Below are 16,424 nucleotides of genomic sequence, written 5' to 3'. Positions count from 1 at the left end.
CGGTGTCGGTGCGTGCGGCGGGCTAACTGCCGCCGCCCCTGCGTGGATCGGCCCTCCCGCGTTCGTAACGGCGAACGCGCCGGTACCCGGTGAGCTCGCCGTCGGCGGATACCACCACCTGATAGCTCGCGAGCAGACTCATGGTGTCGGGGACCCTGGCGAGTTCCAGGACCTCCATCTCGAGCGTCCAGCCGTCCTCGGTCTGTTCGAAGGACGACACGGACTCGGCGGCCAGACCGGTGAGCTCCGTGAACTGTGCGCGCGCATGGCGCAGCACCTCCATGGGGCTCGGCCTACCGTCCGCCCGGTCGCTGTTCTCGGGAGAGTTCCGTGAATGTGTACGTGATGTGTTCGACATGGCCACCTCGACCACCGGGTGGCCGCAAGGGCGTTGGCCAAACCTTCGAAGTCCGGGGAGCCTCAACCGCGCAGGTCGTCGAGCCGCCGCCGGGCGGGCCCGAGGGAACGGCCCCGGGACGGCACCTCGGCCCAGGGGCCGGTGCGGGCCTGGTCGACCGCGTGGGCGATGGTTGAGCGGCGGGCGTTCAGATCCGGGTCGTCCAACTGGGCCCAGGACAGCGGTGTGGCGACCGGTGCGCCCGGCAGCGCCCGTACGGTGAAGGGGGCTACGACGGTCCGCGCGTAGGCGTTGCGCTGCACGTCGAGGTGGAGGCGGTCACCGCGGTCCTTCTTGCGGGCGGCGGTGGTCAGCAGGTGGGGTGGGCGGCGACCCCGTCCGGCCGGTGCACCTCGACCGTGCGGCGGCCGGCGCGCACGGCCCGCGTGCTGCTCAGCTCGCTCGCTCCGGTCACGGCACGATGGCGTGATCCACCAGCAGCCGGGCCGAGGCGGCGATCGACTCGGCGTCGATGCCCGCGGCGTGCAGCTGTTCCTCGGGGGTCGCCGAGCCCGGCATCGTACGGACGGCGAGCCGCACCAGGCGCGGCACGGGCCGCCCGTCGAGGAAGGCGTCGAGGACCGCGTCGCCGAGGCCGCCCTCCTCACGGTGGTCCTCCACGGTGAGCAGGCAGCCGGTGCGCTCGGCGGCCTCGCGCAGGGTCTCCCGGTCGATGGGCTTGACCGAGTACAGGTCGATGACGCGGACGCGGATGCCCTGTTCGGCGAGGGTGTCGGCGGCTTTGAGCGCCTCGTGGACGGTGACCCCGGCGGCGACGACGGTGAGCCGGTCCTCGGACGAGGCGCGCAGCACCTTGCTGCCGCCGAGCGGGAACTCCTCGGTGGGCCCGTAGATGACCGGGGTCTTCCCGCGCGAGGTGCGCAGATAGCGGATGCCCTCACGGCCGGCCATCGCGGCGACCAGCCGGGCGGTCTGGTTGGCGTCGCACGGGTACAGCACGGTCGAGTCGTACACCGAGCGGAACATCGCGAGGTCCTCGAGGCCCATCTGGGAGGGCCCGTCCTGGCCGATGGCGCAGCCGGCGTGCGAGCCGACGAGGTTGAGGCCGGAGCCGCTGATCGAGGCCATGCGCACGAAGTCGTGGGCGCGGGTCAGGAACGCGGCGAACGTGGAGGCGTACGGCACCCAGCCGCGCGCGGCCATGCCGACGGCGGCGGCGACCATCTGCTGCTCGGCGATGTAGCACTCGAAGTAGCGCTCGGGGTGCTCCTTGCCGAAGTACTCGGACCGCGTGGAGTCACCGACCTCGCCGTCGAGGGCCACCACGTCGCCGCGGGCGTTGCCGAGCGCGGCGAGCGCCTGGCCGTAGGCGTCGCGGGTGGCGACCTCGTCCCCGATGTCGTAGCGGGGCAGTTCCAGGTGGCCGCTCTGCACGGCGTGCAGCATGCGGGCGGCCGGCGGCGCCTGCACCTCCACGTGGAGGTCGCGTACGCCGCCGAGTTCCGCGATCGCCTCGTCGGCGTCCGGCAGCGGCTTGCCGTGCTGGCCCTCGCGGTCCTGGACGGCGGTGACGCCCTTGCCCTTGAGGGTGCGGGCGAGGATGACGGTGGGCTGTCCCACGGTGGACTCGGCTTCTGCGAAGGCCCGGTCGACGGCCTCGACGTCGTGGCCGTCGACCTCGACGGTGTGCCAGTCGAAGGCCTTGAAGCGGCGCGCGTAGGCGTCCAGGTCGTGGCCGTGGCGGGTGGGGCCGCGCTGGCCGAGCCGGTTGACGTCGACGATCGCGATCAGGTTGTCGAGGTGCTCGTACCCGGCGTGCTCGGCGGCCTCCCACACGGAGCCCTCGGCGAGTTCGCTGTCGCCGCACAGCACCCAGACCCGGTAGCCGGTGCGGTCCAGCCGCTGCCCGGCGAGCGCGATGCCGACCCCGACGGGCAGCCCCTGGCCGAGCGAGCCGGTGGCGGTCTCCACCCAGGGCAGCCGACGGGGCGTGGGATGCCCCTCGAGACGGCTGCCCAGCCTGCGGAAGGTGAGCAGTTCCGTTTCGTTGAGGGCGCCCGCGGCCTTGTAGGCGGCGTACAGGAGGGGCGAGGCGTGCCCCTTGGAGAGGACGAACCGGTCGTTGCCGGGGTGGGCGGGCCGTTCGAAGTCGTAGCGGATGTGGTGGGCCAGCAGGACGGCCATCAGGTCGGCTGCGGACATCGAGGAGGTGGGGTGCCCGGAGCCGGCCGCGGCGGAGGCGCGGACGCTGTCGACGCGCAACTGCTGGGCGAGCTCGTGGAGATGACGGGTGTTCATGTCTGTTCCTCCTTGCCGGGCTGGTCGTTGCCACCCGGCATGCGGGCCAGTTCGGGCGAGGCGGACTCCAGCGGCACCGACCAGGAGCGGACCAGCCCCAGCTGGACGGCCTGGCGCGGCAGGAGGGCGTCCAGGAGCCAGTCGGCGGCGACCCGGATGCGGTTGCCGGGCATCGCGGCGAGGTGGTAGCCGTGCGTGACGGCCGAGGCGAGCGGCCCGGACAGCGGGATGCCGAGCGGGGCCGCTGCGGCCTGCGGGCCGCCGAGGTCGACGACGAATCCCAGGTCGTGGTGGCGGTAGGCGCGCCGGGAGCCGATGCCGAGGGAGGCGGCGACATTGCGGGCGCAGACCTTGCCGTGCCGCCAGGCGTGCTGCGCCGTCATCGGCGTGTACTGGCCGGGCTTCTCCAGGTCGGGTACGGCGGCGGCGTCACCGCAGGCGAACACCTCGGGGTGTCCCGGCACCTGCAGGTAGGGATCGACGAGCAGCCGGCCGCGCTCCAGGGGCTTGCCGAGGCCCTCCACGAACGGGTCGGGGCGAACGCCGACGCACCACACGAGGGTGCGGGTGTCGACGAACTCCCCGTCGGTCAGCAGCACTCCGTCGTGGGTCGCCTCCTTCACGGAGGTTCCCATCCGCACGTCGACGCCGCGCTTGCGCAGGACGCGGTCGGCGGTGCGGGAGAGCCGCTCGTCCATCTCCGGCAGCACGCGGGGGGCGATGTCCAGCAGCATCCAGCGCGGTGTGACGCCCTGGCGCAGCGGCTGCTTGCGCACCAGTGCGTCGGTGTACCGCTTGCCCTGCGCGGCGACCTCGGTTCCGGTGTAGCCGGCGCCGACCACCACGAAGGTGCAGCGTGCGGCGCAGGTCTTCGGATCGTCGGACGTGGCGGCCAGCTCGATCTGGCGGGTCACGTGGTCGCGCAGGTACAGCGCCTCGGGCATGCCGCGGAAGCCGTGGGCGTGCTCGGAGACGCCGGGGATCGGCAGCAGCTTGTTGACGCTGCCGACGGCGAGGACGAGCCGGTCGTAGCCGAGGGTGCCGCCGTTGCCCTCCGGGTCGGTGTAGTGCACGGTGCGCGCGTCGAGGTCGACGCCGTCGGCCTCGCCGAGCACCAGGCGGACGTGGCGCAGGGTGCCGGAGAGCGACACGGCGACCCGCCGCGGTTCCAGGATGCCCGTGGCCACCTGCGGCAGCAGGGGCAGGTACAGAAAGTAGTCCGTCGGGTTGAGCAGAGTGATGTCGGCCCGGTGACGGGTCAGCCGGGACAGGGTGCGGGCCGTCTGGTACCCGGCGAATCCGGCACCGACGATGAGGATGCGGGGTCGGCTCACGATGCGCCTCCGGCGTTCTCGCGCGTACGTCGTCTGCCTGGCGGACGCACGGATGCGCCACCCGTGCGAGACCTTCCGCGTCCCCCGGGTCAGGGCGCCCAAACGCCGCAGGGCGGGCGTTTCGTCCATGTCCCGCACGGTTACCCGGCCGGTGACCGACGCGGTACCCCCTCCCCGGAGGTTCACCCACATGACCGAGTACGGCTACTTCCTCTCCTGCGAGGAGTTCGGCCCGGCGGATCTGATCGAACAGGCGAGGATGGCCGAGCAGGCCGGATTCCAGCGCCTGTGGATCTCGGACCACTACCATCCGTGGAACGACGCACAGGGCCAGAGCCCGTTCGTGTGGTCGGTGATCGGTGCCCTCTCCGAGGCGGTGTCACTGCCCGTCGAGACCGCGGTGACCTGTCCGACCGTGCGGATGCACCCGGCGGTGGTGGCACAGGCCGCCGCGACCAGCGCGGTGATGACCGGTGGTCGGTTCCGGCTGGGTGTGGGCACCGGCGAGGCGCTGAACGAGCACATCCTCGGCGATGCGTGGCCGCCCACCACCGCGCGCCTGGAGATGCTGGAAGAGGCGATCCAGATCATGCGCCGGCTGTTCAGCGGGGAGCAGGTGACCCACTACGGCAGCCACTACAAGGTGGAGAACGCCCGCCTCTACACGATCCCGGACGAGCCGATCCCGATCGACATCTCCGGTTTCGGGCCCGAGGCGACGGCGCTGGCGGCGCGCGTCGGCGACGGCTACATCACGATGATGCCGGAGGAGTCGATGGTGACGCAGTTCCGCAAGGGCGGGGGCGGCACCAAGCCGGTGAGCGGCGGCGTGAAGGTCTGCTACGGCACGGACCGCGAGGAGTGCGTGCGCACGGTCCGCAAGCTGTGGTCCAACGAACTGCTGCCCGGGGAGATGGGGCAGGTGCTGCCGACACCGAGGCACTTCGAGCAGCTGATGCCGCTGGTCTCGGAGGACACGGTGCGGGAGAACCGGGTGTGCGGCGACGACGTGGACGAGCACGTGTCCGCGCTCGCCGCGTACGTGGACGCGGGCTTCGACGTGGTTCACGTCAACCAGATCGGCCCGGACCAGCGTGGCTTCTTCGACTTCTACCGCACGAAGGTGCTGCCGCAGCTGCCGCGCTGAGCGTGGTCGGTGGGCACCTGCACGAGTGAACCCCCGGGGCCCGGCCCCGGGGGTTCACTCGTGCAGGTGCCCGTGTGCGTGTCCGTGCGCTCCGCGAGGCGCTCAGCCACGGCGCCGCAGGCCGGCCGCCGTGACGGCGGCTCCCAGGCCTCCGGCGAGGATCCCCGCACCGATGCGCGTCCGGTTGCGGGACAGCCAGTCCTCCACGCTGTCCGGATGGGACTCCGCGTCGAAGCGGCCGTGGGCACCGTAGTCGTGGCCGTGCGGTCCGTCCGCCGGGGACCACAGGTTGCCCGCCGTGCTGTGCTGTCCCTCGTCGCGCTGCGAGTCGAACCCCGTACGCGCGAGGTAGCGGTCCAGCAGCCCCGGGAAGACGGCGTTGGCGATGAGCGTGGCCGCCGTGGACCCGCCCACCCAGTACTCCCGGCGCCTGGCATGCCCGGCCGCGTGCACGATGGCGCGTGCGGCGACCTCCGGCTGGTAGACCGGCGCCACCGGCCGCGCCCGCCCCGGCATCCGGCTGAGCACCCAGTCGAACTGCGGGGTGTTGAGCGCCGGCATCTGCACCATCGTCGTCCGCACCTTCGAGCCCTCGTGCAGCAGCTCGCAGCGCAGCGACTCGTTGAAGCCCTGGATCGCGTGCTTGGCCCCGCAGTACGCCGACTGCAGCGGGATGCCCCGGTAGGCCAGCGCGGAGCCGACCTGGACGATCGTCCCGTGGTCCGCGGGCAGCATGTGCCGCAGCGCGGCCCGGGTGCCGAACACATAGCCCAGGTACGTCACTTCGGTGACCCGGCGGAACTCGTCCGGCGTGACGTCGGTGAACCGTGCGAAGACACCGGCGAACGCGTTGTTGACCCAGACGTCGATCCGTCCGAACTCCTCGACGACCTGCTCCGCCGCGTCCTCGACCGCCCGCGCGTCCGACACGTCGACGGGGACGACCAGCGCCTCACCCCCGGCGCGCCGCACTTCCTCCGCTGCCGCGGCGAGGCCCTCGCGTCCCCGGGCGAGCAGCGCGACCCGGTCGCCCCGCTCGGCGAAGGCCACCGCCGTGGCCCGGCCCACGCCGCCGCTCGCCCCGGTCACCACCACTGCCCTGCGGCGCTTCGGCAGGGCTCCCGACCATGCCCTGGCCATGACGCTCACCGGGCCCGGTGGCGCGGCGTCTCGGGGTCCGCTCCAGGACCCGCGGAACCCGGCGCGGCGGGATCGGTCACGCCCGCCGTGGGCGGGGTGTGCGGCATGGGCGGGTACGGCGTGCCGAGCCCGCCCGTTGTACCGCCGGCGACCCGGCCGTGGGCGCCGTGGCCGTGCTGCGCCCCGGCTCCGTGCCCGCCGGCACGGGCCGCTCCGCGCAGCAGGTGGGCGGCCACGCCGAGCACGGCAGCCGTGATCAGCGCGCCGGCCCAGGCCGGCAGGGCCAGCGCCAGCGCCAGGCCCAGGGCGAGTGCCACCGCGGCGCCCGCGTACAGCCCGACGGCGCCGGAGGCGGCGTAGAGCGCGGCCGAGCGGCGCTGCTTGCGGGTCTGCTCGCGCAGTTCGTCGCGCACGGCCTCCCGGGCCACCTGCGCGAGCTCGTCGACCAGTTGCCTGTCCAGATGTTCCAGGTGATCCAAGCGGTTCATGTCCGCCGGGTACCCGTGCCCGGGCACGCGTAACGGCTGGTACGCGGCTTGCGCCGGTACGGGGCGGTCCTGCCCGCCTGCCGCAACCAGCTCGTGGTCTCCTTCTCGGCCGGGTCCAACTAGGCTCGTCCGCATGGAGATTCTGGGAGCCACCCTGCGGATCTGCGTCGACGACCTGGAGGCTTCGGTCCCCTTCTACGAGAGACTGGCGGGCAGCCGCGCGCTCCGCTTCGAGCGCGGCGGTGTCTCGGTCGCCGCGGTCGGCTGTTTCCTGCTGATGAGCGGGCCCGAGTCCGAGCTGGAGATCCTCCGCAAGGTGGCGGCGACGATCGCGGTGCAGGACGTCGACGAGGCCCACCGGGTGCTGACCGGCCTCGGCGCGCGTATCATCGCGGGCCCGGTCCCGACCCCGGTCGGCCGCAACCTGATCGCCGTGCACCCGGACGGCGCGGTGTACGAGTACGTGGACCGCCGCCTGGCGCAATGACGCACTCCAGCCTCGTAAAGGCATCGAAATCGCAGCGAAACACGGTGGCGGGACTCTTCCGTGCAACCGCACTGCCCCGGTCCCCGGGCAGGTGACGCGAGCTCGCGGAAGAGGGAACGTTCATGACGGACATCGTCGACAAGCAAACGCCGCCGGACACCACGAGCCGGACGTACAACGGCTGGACGCGGAACGACACGCTCGAGGACTACTCGCTGCGGTACGCGCCGAAGTCCTTCCGCCGCTGGACGCCGTACGTGGTGGCCACCACCGCTCTCGGCGGCATCGCCTACCTGGCGGACTTCGCCATCGGCGGGTCGATCGCGATCTCCAACGGCTTCTCCAGCGCCATGGTGGCGATCCTGGCCGCGGCGGTGGTCATCTTCCTCACCGGCATCCCGGTCTCGTACTACTCCGCGAAGTACTCCATCGACATGGACCTGCTGACCCGGGGCGCCGGCTTCGGCTATCTGGGCTCGACCCTGACCTCGGTCATCTACGCCAGCTTCACCTTCATCTTCTTCGCCCTCGAGGGCTCGATCATGGCGCAGGCCCTGGAACTCGGCCTGCACATACCGCTCGCGATCGGCTACGTCGTCTGCTCCCTGATCATCCTGCCGCTGGTGGTCTACGGCATGACCGCACTGTCGAAGATGCAGGTGTGGACCCAGCCGGTCTGGCTGGTGCTGATGGTCGCGCCGTTCGTGTCCATCGCGATCCAGGAGCCGGGCAGGTTCTCCGAGTTCACCCACTTCGCGGGCAACTCGCCCACCGGATCGGGCATCAGCATGCTGGGGGTGGGCGCGGGTGCGGGTGTGGCGCTGTCGCTGATCGCACAGATCGGTGAGCAGGTCGACTATCTGCGCTTCATGCCCGACAAGACGCCCGCAAACGCGAGGCAGTGGTGGGGCGCGGTGCTGTCCGCCGGTCCGGGCTGGGTGGTGCTGGGCGCGGCGAAGCAGATCGGCGGGGCGTTCCTGGCCTTCTACATCGCCGGCAGCGTGGGGCTCGCGAAGGCGAACGAGCCCATCCAGCAGTACGTGCACGGCTTCAGGACGTTCGCGGCGCCGGTCGCCCTGGGGCTGGCGACGTTCTTCGTGATCCTCTCCCAGATCAAGATCAACTCAACGAACGCGTACTCCGGTTCGCTGTCCTGGTCGAACTTCTTCTCCCGGCTGACCCACCGTCACCCCGGGCGCGTCGTCTACATCTTCCTCAACGTGGGCATCGCGCTCGCGTTGATGGAGGGTGGCGTGTTCGGGTTCCTCAACACGGTGCTGGGCTTCTACTCGAACGTCGCCATCGCGTGGATCGGCGCGGTCGTGGCCGACCTGGTGATCAACAAGCCGCTGGGGCTCAGCCCGTCGTACATCGAGTTCAAGCGGGCGCACCTGTACAACTTCAACCCGGTCGGCTTCGGCTCGATGCTGATCGCCTCGGCGGTGTCCATCGCCGCGTACTTCGAGGCGTTCGGCGCCTACGGCAAGGCCTACTCCCCCTTCATCGCCCTGTTCCTGGCCATGGTGCTCTCGCCGCTGTTCGCGGTGGCGACCAGGGGCAGGTACTACATCGCCCGTGTCGACGCCCTGGACGAGCCGCTGCTCGACCCCCAGGGGCTGCCCTCCGCGGCGACGCTGACCTGCTCGGTGTGCGCGGACACCTTCGAACGGCCCGACATGGCGGGCTGCCCGTTCCACTCCGGCGCGGTCTGCTCGCTGTGCTGCAGCCTGGAGAAGGACTGCCACGACGCCTGCAAGAGCGCAGCGGGCAGCGGGCCGGTGAGCCTCGCGACGCCCACCGTACGGTCGGCGGACTGACGGCCTGCGGTGGCCGGCCGGACGGCCGTGCGGGGCCATCACCGCTCAGCCGCGTACCATCTCCGCGGTGATGGCCCAGCGCTCGTGGTCCCGCCAGGCCCCGTCGACGAAGATCATGTCCGGTGAGAAGCCCTCCAGGCGGAAGCCACAGCGCCGGGCGAGGGCGATCGAGGCGGTGTTGCGGGGCTGTGCGTTGATCTCCAGGCGGTGCAGCCCCAGCGGCCCGAACGCGTAGCGCACCACCAGGTTCAGCGCCTGGGTCATCAGCCCGCGCCCGGCGGCGTGCGCGAAGGCGCCGTAACCGAGCGCCCCGCTCTGGAAACCGCCCCGGACGATGTTGTTGACGTTGATGTACCCGGCGATGGCTCCGGTCTCCCTCTCGCACACCAGGAACCCCGCCCGCGTCGGGTCCTCGATCAGCCGTCCCGCGTACGCGGCGTACTCCTCGGTGGTGGTCGGCGGGAACAGCCACGGGTGGTGCAGCTCCCTGCTCTCCCTGGCCCGGGCGGTGAACTCGGACGCGTCGTCATGGGTGAAGTGGCGTATGCCCACGCGGGGGCCTTCGGCGAGGTATTCACGGGTGTCGGACACGGCGACACCGTACGTGATCCGCCGTCACCGGCGTCGGCTGACGAGAAGGGCGCCGCACAGTGCCCCGATCACCCCCGTACCGAGCAGCGCCAGCCACAGCGGCATCGTCACCAGCGGCACGAACACCCGGATCCGGGCGCGCTGGGTGTTCTCGAAGACGAAGACCAGCGCGAGCGCGGCCAGGACCACGACGGCGACCCCGCGCGGCGTGACACCCTGCCGCCCCGGGCCTGTCCCGCCGCTCGTCGCGGTCCCGCGGGAGGTCTTCGGGCTCATGGGCCCAGGATGGACGGCGCGGCCGGGCGCCGCCCGGCGGGTGGCCCGGACGGGTGAGCTGTGGGCGGGGCGGGACGGACGGGTCTGCGTCAGGCCAGCGCCGGGACCTCCAGCGTGAGCGTCCCGAGCTCCGCGTCCAGTTCCGCGGCGACGCCGAGCGGCATCGTCAGGGCTCCCTCGCCGTGGCCGAAACCGAACCGCTCCACGACCGGTACCCCGAGCCCGCCGAGCCGGTCGGCGAACACGGCGCGCAGCAGCTCGTACGGACCGCACTGCTCCCAGGAGCCGAGCGCGATCCCGGTGACCCCCTCGAGCCGGCCCGAGCGCAGGAGCTGGGTGAGCAGCCGGTCGACGCGGTACGCCTCCTCGCCGGTGTCCTCGAGCAGCAGCAGCCCACCCGGCGCCCCGGGCCGGGCGTGCGGGGTGCCGACCTCGGCCGCGAGCAGGCACAGGCATCCGCCGGAGGTGACACCCCGGGCGCGGCCGGGCACGAGCGCGGTGCCCGAGGAGGAGATCGTCCGTACGGACTCCGGCTCGAAGAGGGTCGCCCGCAGGTGCTCCTGCGTCCGCGTGTTCTTCAGGAAGTCGGCGGCCGCCACCATCGGCCCGTGCAGCGTGACCAGGCCGAGGCGGGCTGCGAACGCCTCGTGCAGCGCGGTGATGTCGCTGAAGCCGACCAGCACCTTGGGCCCGGCGGCGCGCAGCGCGTCCCAGTCGAGCAGGTCCGTCATGCGCTGCACACCGTACCCGCCGCGGGCGCACAGCACCGCGGACACCTCCGGGTCGCACCAGGCGTTCTGGAAGTCGGCGGCCCGGTCGGCGTCCGTACCCGCGAGGTAGGGGAACCCGGGGTGCCGGTCCAGCACGTGCGGGGCCACGACCGGATCGAGGTCCCAGCCGCGCAGGATGTCGAGGCCGGCGGCGAGCCGCTCCTCGATCACGGGCCCACTGGGGGCGACGACGGCCACACGGGCGCCGGGGGTGAGTCTGGGCGGCCTGACGAGGTGGGTCACTCGGTGAGCTCCAGGGTGGGGATGCCGGGCGGGTTCAGCCCGAAGACCTGCGCGTACAGGGACAGCTCGGCCTCCAGGGCACGCACCATGGTCTCAGCCCGCCGAAAGCCGTGCCCCTCGCCCTCGAAGGCGAGGTAGGCGTGCGGGATCCGCCGCCCCTGGAGCCGGGCCAGGAACCGCTCGCACTGCGCGGGCGGGCAGATCGGGTCCTCGAGCCCCTGCAGCAGCAGGAAGGGGGCCTCGATCCGGTCGGCGTGCTCCACGGGCGACCGCTCGGCGTACCGGCCGGGCACCTCGGCGTACGGCCCGACCAGCGTCTCCAGGTACCGCGACTCGAAGTCGTGGGTCTCCCCCGAGCCCCAGCTCGCCAGGTCCAGGACCGGGTAGCTGATCGTGCCGCAGGCGTACACGTCGGTCGAGGTCAGGGACACGGCCGCCGTCCAGCCGCCGGCGCTGCCGCCGCGCACGGCGAGCCGGTCCCGGTCGGCGGTGCCCTCGCCGGCGAGGGCGAGCGCGACGGCCGCGCAGTCCTCGACGTCGACGACGCCCCACTGTCCGCGCAGCCGGTTGCGGTAGGCGCGTCCGTGGCCGGTGGAGCCGCCGTAGTTCACTTCGGCGACGCCGATGCCGCGCGAGGTGAAGTAGGCGATCTCGAGGTCGAGGACGAGGGGCGCGCGGCTGGTCGGGCCGCCGTGCGCCCAGACGACGTACGGCGGCAGCTCGCCGTCGGGCGCGACGCACTCGGGGTGGCGCGGCGGGTGGACGTGCGCGTGGATCTCGCGGCCTTCGGGCCCGGTGAAGGTGCGGACCTGTGGCTCGGGGTAGTAGGCGGGGTCCACGGGGTCCTCGTGCGCGGCGCCGATCACGCGGGTGTGGCCGGTGGCGGAGTCCAGCTCGAGGACCTCGTACGCGGTGCGCGGCCCGGCCCCGACGGCGACGACGCGGCTGCCGTGCACGGCGAGCGTGGCGGCGAACTCGGTCCAGGGCCCGGCCGCATCGACGACCTCGCCGCCGACGGGGTCGAGGATCCCGAGCCGGCCCGCTCCCCTGCCGTGCACGACCGCGACGGTGCCGTCGTCCAGGGGCGCGAACCACTGCAGTCCGACCTTCCACAGCGGGCCGCCGAACTCCTCCTCGCGGGGGCACAGGGGCACACCGTCCCGGTACAGGTTCCACCAGCCGGTGCGGTCGCTCGCGTACAGCAGTGAGCCGTCGGGCGCCCACTCGGCCTGGGCGACCGACTCCTCGGGACCGCCGGCGACCCTACGCGGCTGCTGGAGTGTCCCCCGGCCGGTCACCTCGGCGACGAGCAGCTCGGTGCCGTCCCACGGCATGCGCGGATGGTCCCAGGCGAGCCAGGCCGCGCGACGTCCGTCCGGCGAGAGGCGGGGGCCGGTGACGAACCGGTGGCGCGCGTCGGTGAGTTCGCGTACGGCGTCCCGGTCCTCGGCCGCGGATCCGTCCAGCGGTACGGCGACCGGCGCCCGCCGTACGTCCGTGGACCCGTCACCGGTGAACTCCTCCACCACGCACCAGACTTCGCCGCGCTCGACGTGCAGCCGGGGGTCGACCCAGCGCAGTCCGCCGCCCACCGACGACCGCGGGGTGAGGGGGCGCGGCCCGCCGGCCGGGGCCTCCGGCTCGTAGGCGTACAGCCGCTGGTCGGCGAAGTGCACGAACACCACCAGCGGCCCCTCGGGGCGCGTCGCTCCGGCCCAGGGCCGGCCTCCGTACTCCATGACCCGGCTGCGCACGTTCCACGGCGGGGGCAGGACGGACACCTCCCGGCCGTCCGCCGTGCGCCTGACAAGGGTGCGCCGGCCGCTCTCGGCGGGGCGGGGTTCGGTCCACCACGCCTCCTCGCCCACGAAGCCGACCGCTTCCGGCTGCCCGCCGTGCGAGGCGGCGAGCGCCGCGTCGACGGGCGAGGGCCATGCCCCGTACGGCAGGGTCCGCACCATCTCCGCCTCCCTCCTAGGCAGTGCGCAGAAAGCGGTCGAGGACCTGGACCCCGAAGTGCAGCGCCTCCACGGGCACCCGTTCGTCGACGCCGTGGAACATGGCCCGGTAGTCGTAGCCCTCGGGGAGCTTCAGCGGTGTGAACCCGTAACCGGTGATGCCCAGGCGGGAGAACTGCTTGGCGTCCGTGCCGCCCGGCATGCAGTACGGCACCACGTGCCCCTCGGGCGCGAACTCCTCGACGGCGGCCCTCATCCGCGCGAACGTCGGCGAGTCCACGGGCGCCTGCAGGGCGACCTCCCGGTGGTGGAACTCCCAGTCCACGTCCGGTCCGGTGAGTTCGTCGAGCGTCGCGCGGAACTCGTCCTCGGTGCCGGGAAGACAGCGCCCGTCGACGTAGGCGACGGCCTCGCCCGGGATCACGTTCACCTTGTAACCCGCGCTCAGCATGGTCGGGTTGGTGCTGTTGCGGACGGTCGGCTCGACGAGCGCGGCGGCCGGGCCGAGCCTCTTCATCAGGCCGTCCACGTCGTCGAGGTCGGCCCGGAGCCCGTGGAGCGCGGCGAGTTCGGTGAGCGCGGCGCGCACGGTGGGGGTGAGCCGGAGCGGCCACTCGTGGGCGCCGATGCGCGTGACGGCGGCGGCGAGCCGGGTGACGGCGTTGCTGTGGTGGGCCATGGAGCCGTGGCCCGCCCGGCCGCGCGCGGTCAGCTTCACCCATCCGGTGCCGCGCTCACCGGCCGCGATCGGGTAGATCTGCCGTCCCTCACCGGCGTGGAAGGTGAACGCCCCCGACTCGCCGACACCCTCCGTGCATCCTTCGAAGAGGTCCGCGTGCCGGTCCGCGAGGAATCCCGAGCCGTCCTCGGCGCCGGCCTCCTCGTCGGCGGTGAAGGCGATGACGGTGTCGCGCCGGGGCCTGGTGCCCGAGCGCGCCCAGTGCCGCACGACGGCGAGGATCATCGCGTCCATGTTCTTCATGTCGACCGCGCCCCGGCCCCACACCACGCCGTCGCGCACTTCGCCGGAGAACGGGTGCACGCTCCAGTCCGCGGCCTCGGCGGGCACCACGTCGAGATGGCCGTGCAGGAGCAGGGCGTCGGCGGAGGGGTCGGTGCCCTCGATGCGTGCGACGACGTTCGTCCGGCCCGGGGTGCGCTCCAGGAGCAGGGGCTCCAGGCCGGCCTCGGCCAGCCGCTCGGCCGCGTACTCGGCGGCGGGCCGCTCCCGGCAGTCGCCTCCGCCGCGGTTGGTGGTGTCGACGCGGATGAGGTCGGAGGTGAACCGCACGACCTCGTCGAGTGCCTGCCGGTCAGCCATACTGCTCCTCGATCGCGGCCGAGGCGATCGTGGTGACCGCCTTGAAGGTGCGGATGCCTTCGTACATGGTCCCGCTCGTGTACGCCACCTTGCGCTCTCCGACGCGGTCCACCCCCGGTACGACGGTGGCGGCCATCGCCAGCTGCTCGGCGTCGAACTCCAGGGCGATGGTGAAGGGACCTCGCGCCACGGGCTCCTGACGCACCGCCAGGGACACGGCCTCCTTGGCCGCGGCGCGGATGTCGGCGGCGGTCCGGGCCGGGGTGCGGCACACCGCCGCGTACCGTGACACATGGTCCTTGACGGCGACCTTGAGCGCCTCGGGCGCGTACCCGAGCGCGTCCTCGCAGGCCACGTCGTCGCCGGTGACGAGGATGACGGGCACGCCGTACTCGGCGACGACGTGCGCGTTCAGCAGGCCCTCACTGGCGCGGACGTCGTTGAGCCAGACCCCCGTGAGGGAGTTGGCGAGATAGGTGTGGGCGAGCACGCCCTCCGTCCCCGCGCCCGCGTGGTAGCCGACGAACGCGATGCCGTCCACGTCGCCGTGCTGCACGCCCTCCACCATGGAGAGCGACTTGTGCCGCCCGGTGAGCATCTGCGCCCTGTCGTCCAGCTGTTCGAGGAGCAGATTGCGCATGGTCGAGTGCGCCTCGTTGATGAGCACCTCGTCGGCACCGCCGTCGAGGAAGCCGAGTACGGCGGCGTTCACGTCGGAGGTGAACATCGCGCGGCACCGCTCCCACTGCGGGGTCCCGGGAATCACGTCGGCCGGGCAGGTCACACCGGTGGCGCCCTCCATGTCGGCGCTGATGAGGATCTTCATGCCGGACCGTCCGGAGTCAGCTCGGAGGTTTGTCGTCGGGCTGATGACAGCAGCGGGGCCCGGCGTGCGGCGGTGACGGAGATCTCCATGCTCCGTCACGTTACGCGTCGGGGAGGAAAGGGGCCACGAAGACGAGACGACCGACTCCTCCGTCCGGCACCTCGAAGGACGGTGCCCGGTGGAGCCGATCGGTCCGATCCGGCGGGCGTGCGCGGGCGGCACCGGACCGAAGGGCGACACGGAAGCGGGTCGCATGACCGGCGCAGTGATCAACGGCGCGTGACCGGTCACGCGACCGGTCACGCGCCGACCTGACCGTCCCGCGACGCCCGGCCGCTCAGCGATAGAGCGCCGGACGTTCGACCAGTCGCACCTCGGTGCGCTGCCCCTCCGCCTGCGCGCGGACGCCCGCCTCGCAGACCGCCGCCGCCGCGTAGCCGTCCCAGACGCTCGGACCGGTGACCTCGCCCCGCCGGGTGGCGTCGACCCAGGCCTGCACCTCGCGGTCGTAGGCCTCGGCGAAGCGCTCCACGAAGTCCTGGGCGATGGTGCCGCCCCAGCGGCCCGCCATGTTGGTGACCATGGCGTGCCCGTCGCCGATCCGGGCGGTGCCCGACTCGCAGACCACCTCGGCCTGCACCTGGTAGCCGAAGCCGCAGTTGACGAAGATCTCCACGTCGACGAGCGCGCCCCCGTCGGTCTCGAAGACGACGAACTGCGGGTCCGAGAGGCCTTCGGGGGCGTTGCCCGACGGTGTCGGGCGCAGCACCGACACCGCCGTGATCTCCTGGCCGAGCAGCCAGCGGGTGACGTCCATCTCGTGCACGACGGAGTCGTTGATGAGCATGGCCTCGGTGAAGCCGGGCGGGCTGCCCGCGTTGCGGTGCCGGTTGTGCAGCATCAGCGGCCGGCCGAGCTGGCCGCTGTCCAGCAGTGCCTTGAGCCTGATGTACTCGGCGTCGTAGCGCCGCATGAAGCCGACCTGGACGCGCCGGTGACCCAGCTTCTGCTCGGCCTGAAGGACGCGCAGCGCGGAGGCCGCGTCCGGGGTGAGGGGCTTCTCGCACAACACGGGCAGGTCGTGCTCGAAGGCGGTGAGCAGGGCGGCCTCGTGCGCGGGGCCGGGCGAGGCGATCAGTACGGCGTCGACGTCGTCGGCGGCCATCGCGGCGGCCGGTTCGGTGTAGGCGGTGCAGCCCTCGACGCCCGCGGCGACGCACTTGGCCCGCTCCGCGTCCACGTCCACGACGGCGGCCACGCGTGCCCCGCTGATCACCTCGTTGATGCGGCGCACGTGGTCGGCGCCCATCCTGCCCGTTCCGATGACGGCGACTCCGAGCGTTCCACGCTGAGTCATGGTGTTGCTGGTC

15 protein-coding genes and 1 pseudogene are annotated in these 16,424 nt (G+C 72.5%); 3 read left to right on the top strand and 13 right to left on the bottom strand.

Annotated features, from left to right (window positions below):
• Positions 1 to 22: 22 nt before the first annotated feature.
• From AC5WS8_RS28090 to AC5WS8_RS28075, 4 genes and pseudogenes are all read right to left on the bottom strand, one after another.
• On the bottom strand, positions 23 to 358 hold the full coding sequence (locus tag AC5WS8_RS28090; protein WP_496106281.1) for a gas vesicle protein GvpO: 336 nt from the start codon (positions 356 to 358) through the stop codon (positions 23 to 25).
• A gap of 62 nt (positions 359 to 420) precedes the next feature.
• Positions 421 to 720: pseudogene (ligD, locus tag AC5WS8_RS28085) on the bottom strand (non-homologous end-joining DNA ligase LigD); the annotation flags it as partial.
• Between the two features lie 88 nt (positions 721 to 808).
• The gene (locus AC5WS8_RS28080; RefSeq protein ID WP_496106280.1) at positions 809 to 2,656 is read right to left on the bottom strand and encodes a transketolase; all 1,848 of its coding nucleotides are present in this window, start codon (positions 2,654 to 2,656) and stop codon (positions 809 to 811) included.
• Entirely contained in the window at positions 2,653 to 3,990 is a 1,338-nt protein-coding gene (locus tag AC5WS8_RS28075; protein WP_496106279.1) for an NAD(P)/FAD-dependent oxidoreductase, read from the bottom strand. The genes AC5WS8_RS28080 and AC5WS8_RS28075 overlap by 4 nt, the downstream gene beginning before the upstream one ends.
• Before the next feature lie 190 nt (positions 3,991 to 4,180).
• Between AC5WS8_RS28075 and AC5WS8_RS28070 the strand changes: the two genes are divergently transcribed.
• Complete coding sequence (locus AC5WS8_RS28070) at positions 4,181 to 5,137, top strand: LLM class F420-dependent oxidoreductase (protein ID WP_496106278.1); 957 nt, start codon at positions 4,181 to 4,183, stop codon at positions 5,135 to 5,137.
• Between the two features lie 102 nt (positions 5,138 to 5,239).
• On the opposite strand, the gene AC5WS8_RS28065 is transcribed toward AC5WS8_RS28070, so the two are convergent.
• Together AC5WS8_RS28065 and AC5WS8_RS28060 are read right to left on the bottom strand one after the other, a co-directional pair.
• Positions 5,240 to 6,277, bottom strand: a complete 1,038-nt coding sequence (locus AC5WS8_RS28065; protein ID WP_496106277.1) for an SDR family oxidoreductase — start codon at positions 6,275 to 6,277, stop codon at positions 5,240 to 5,242.
• 5 nt (positions 6,278 to 6,282) lie between these two features.
• The gene (locus AC5WS8_RS28060) at positions 6,283 to 6,765 is read right to left on the bottom strand and encodes a phage holin family protein (protein WP_496106276.1); all 483 of its coding nucleotides are present in this window, start codon (positions 6,763 to 6,765) and stop codon (positions 6,283 to 6,285) included.
• Positions 6,766 to 6,898: 133 nt separating this feature from the next.
• On the opposite strand from AC5WS8_RS28060, the gene AC5WS8_RS28055 reads away from it, so the two are divergent.
• Both AC5WS8_RS28055 and AC5WS8_RS28050 read left to right on the top strand, forming a co-directional pair.
• Positions 6,899 to 7,252: a VOC family protein gene (locus AC5WS8_RS28055; RefSeq protein WP_496106275.1), complete on the top strand. Its 354-nt coding sequence runs from the start codon at positions 6,899 to 6,901 to the stop codon at positions 7,250 to 7,252.
• A 122-nt stretch (positions 7,253 to 7,374) separates the two neighbouring features.
• The gene (locus AC5WS8_RS28050; protein ID WP_496106274.1) at positions 7,375 to 9,069 is read left to right on the top strand and encodes a purine-cytosine permease family protein; all 1,695 of its coding nucleotides are present in this window, start codon (positions 7,375 to 7,377) and stop codon (positions 9,067 to 9,069) included.
• Positions 9,070 to 9,114: 45 nt separating this feature from the next.
• On the opposite strand, the gene AC5WS8_RS28045 is transcribed toward AC5WS8_RS28050, so the two are convergent.
• From AC5WS8_RS28045 to AC5WS8_RS28015, 7 genes are all read right to left on the bottom strand, one after another.
• Positions 9,115 to 9,660: a GNAT family N-acetyltransferase gene (locus tag AC5WS8_RS28045; RefSeq protein WP_496106273.1), complete on the bottom strand. Its 546-nt coding sequence runs from the start codon at positions 9,658 to 9,660 to the stop codon at positions 9,115 to 9,117.
• A 24-nt stretch (positions 9,661 to 9,684) separates the two neighbouring features.
• Complete coding sequence (locus AC5WS8_RS28040; RefSeq protein WP_496106272.1) at positions 9,685 to 9,936, bottom strand: LapA family protein; 252 nt, start codon at positions 9,934 to 9,936, stop codon at positions 9,685 to 9,687.
• Between the two features lie 89 nt (positions 9,937 to 10,025).
• A complete protein-coding gene (locus AC5WS8_RS28035; RefSeq protein ID WP_496106271.1) occupies positions 10,026 to 10,949 on the bottom strand; it encodes a S66 peptidase family protein in 924 nt (307 codons plus the stop codon).
• Positions 10,946 to 12,910, bottom strand: coding sequence for a dipeptidyl-peptidase 5 (locus AC5WS8_RS28030; protein ID WP_496106270.1), 1,965 nt, complete (start codon positions 12,908 to 12,910; stop codon positions 10,946 to 10,948). Before AC5WS8_RS28030 ends, AC5WS8_RS28035 begins: the two co-directional genes overlap by 4 nt.
• A 13-nt stretch (positions 12,911 to 12,923) precedes the next feature.
• A complete protein-coding gene (locus AC5WS8_RS28025; RefSeq protein ID WP_496106269.1) occupies positions 12,924 to 14,228 on the bottom strand; it encodes a M20/M25/M40 family metallo-hydrolase in 1,305 nt (434 codons plus the stop codon).
• The gene (locus tag AC5WS8_RS28020) at positions 14,221 to 15,054 is read right to left on the bottom strand and encodes a M55 family metallopeptidase (protein WP_496106268.1); all 834 of its coding nucleotides are present in this window, start codon (positions 15,052 to 15,054) and stop codon (positions 14,221 to 14,223) included. Before AC5WS8_RS28020 ends, AC5WS8_RS28025 begins: the two co-directional genes overlap by 8 nt.
• A 337-nt stretch (positions 15,055 to 15,391) precedes the next feature.
• Positions 15,392 to 16,411: a Gfo/Idh/MocA family protein gene (locus tag AC5WS8_RS28015; protein WP_496106267.1), complete on the bottom strand. Its 1,020-nt coding sequence runs from the start codon at positions 16,409 to 16,411 to the stop codon at positions 15,392 to 15,394.
• Positions 16,412 to 16,424: the final 13 nt, after the last annotated feature.

This window comes from Streptomyces sp. PTL18 (assembly GCF_059510295.1).
The sequence above is the reverse complement of the archived record's forward strand: the minus strand, read 5'-3'. Positions and strand labels throughout refer to the sequence as shown.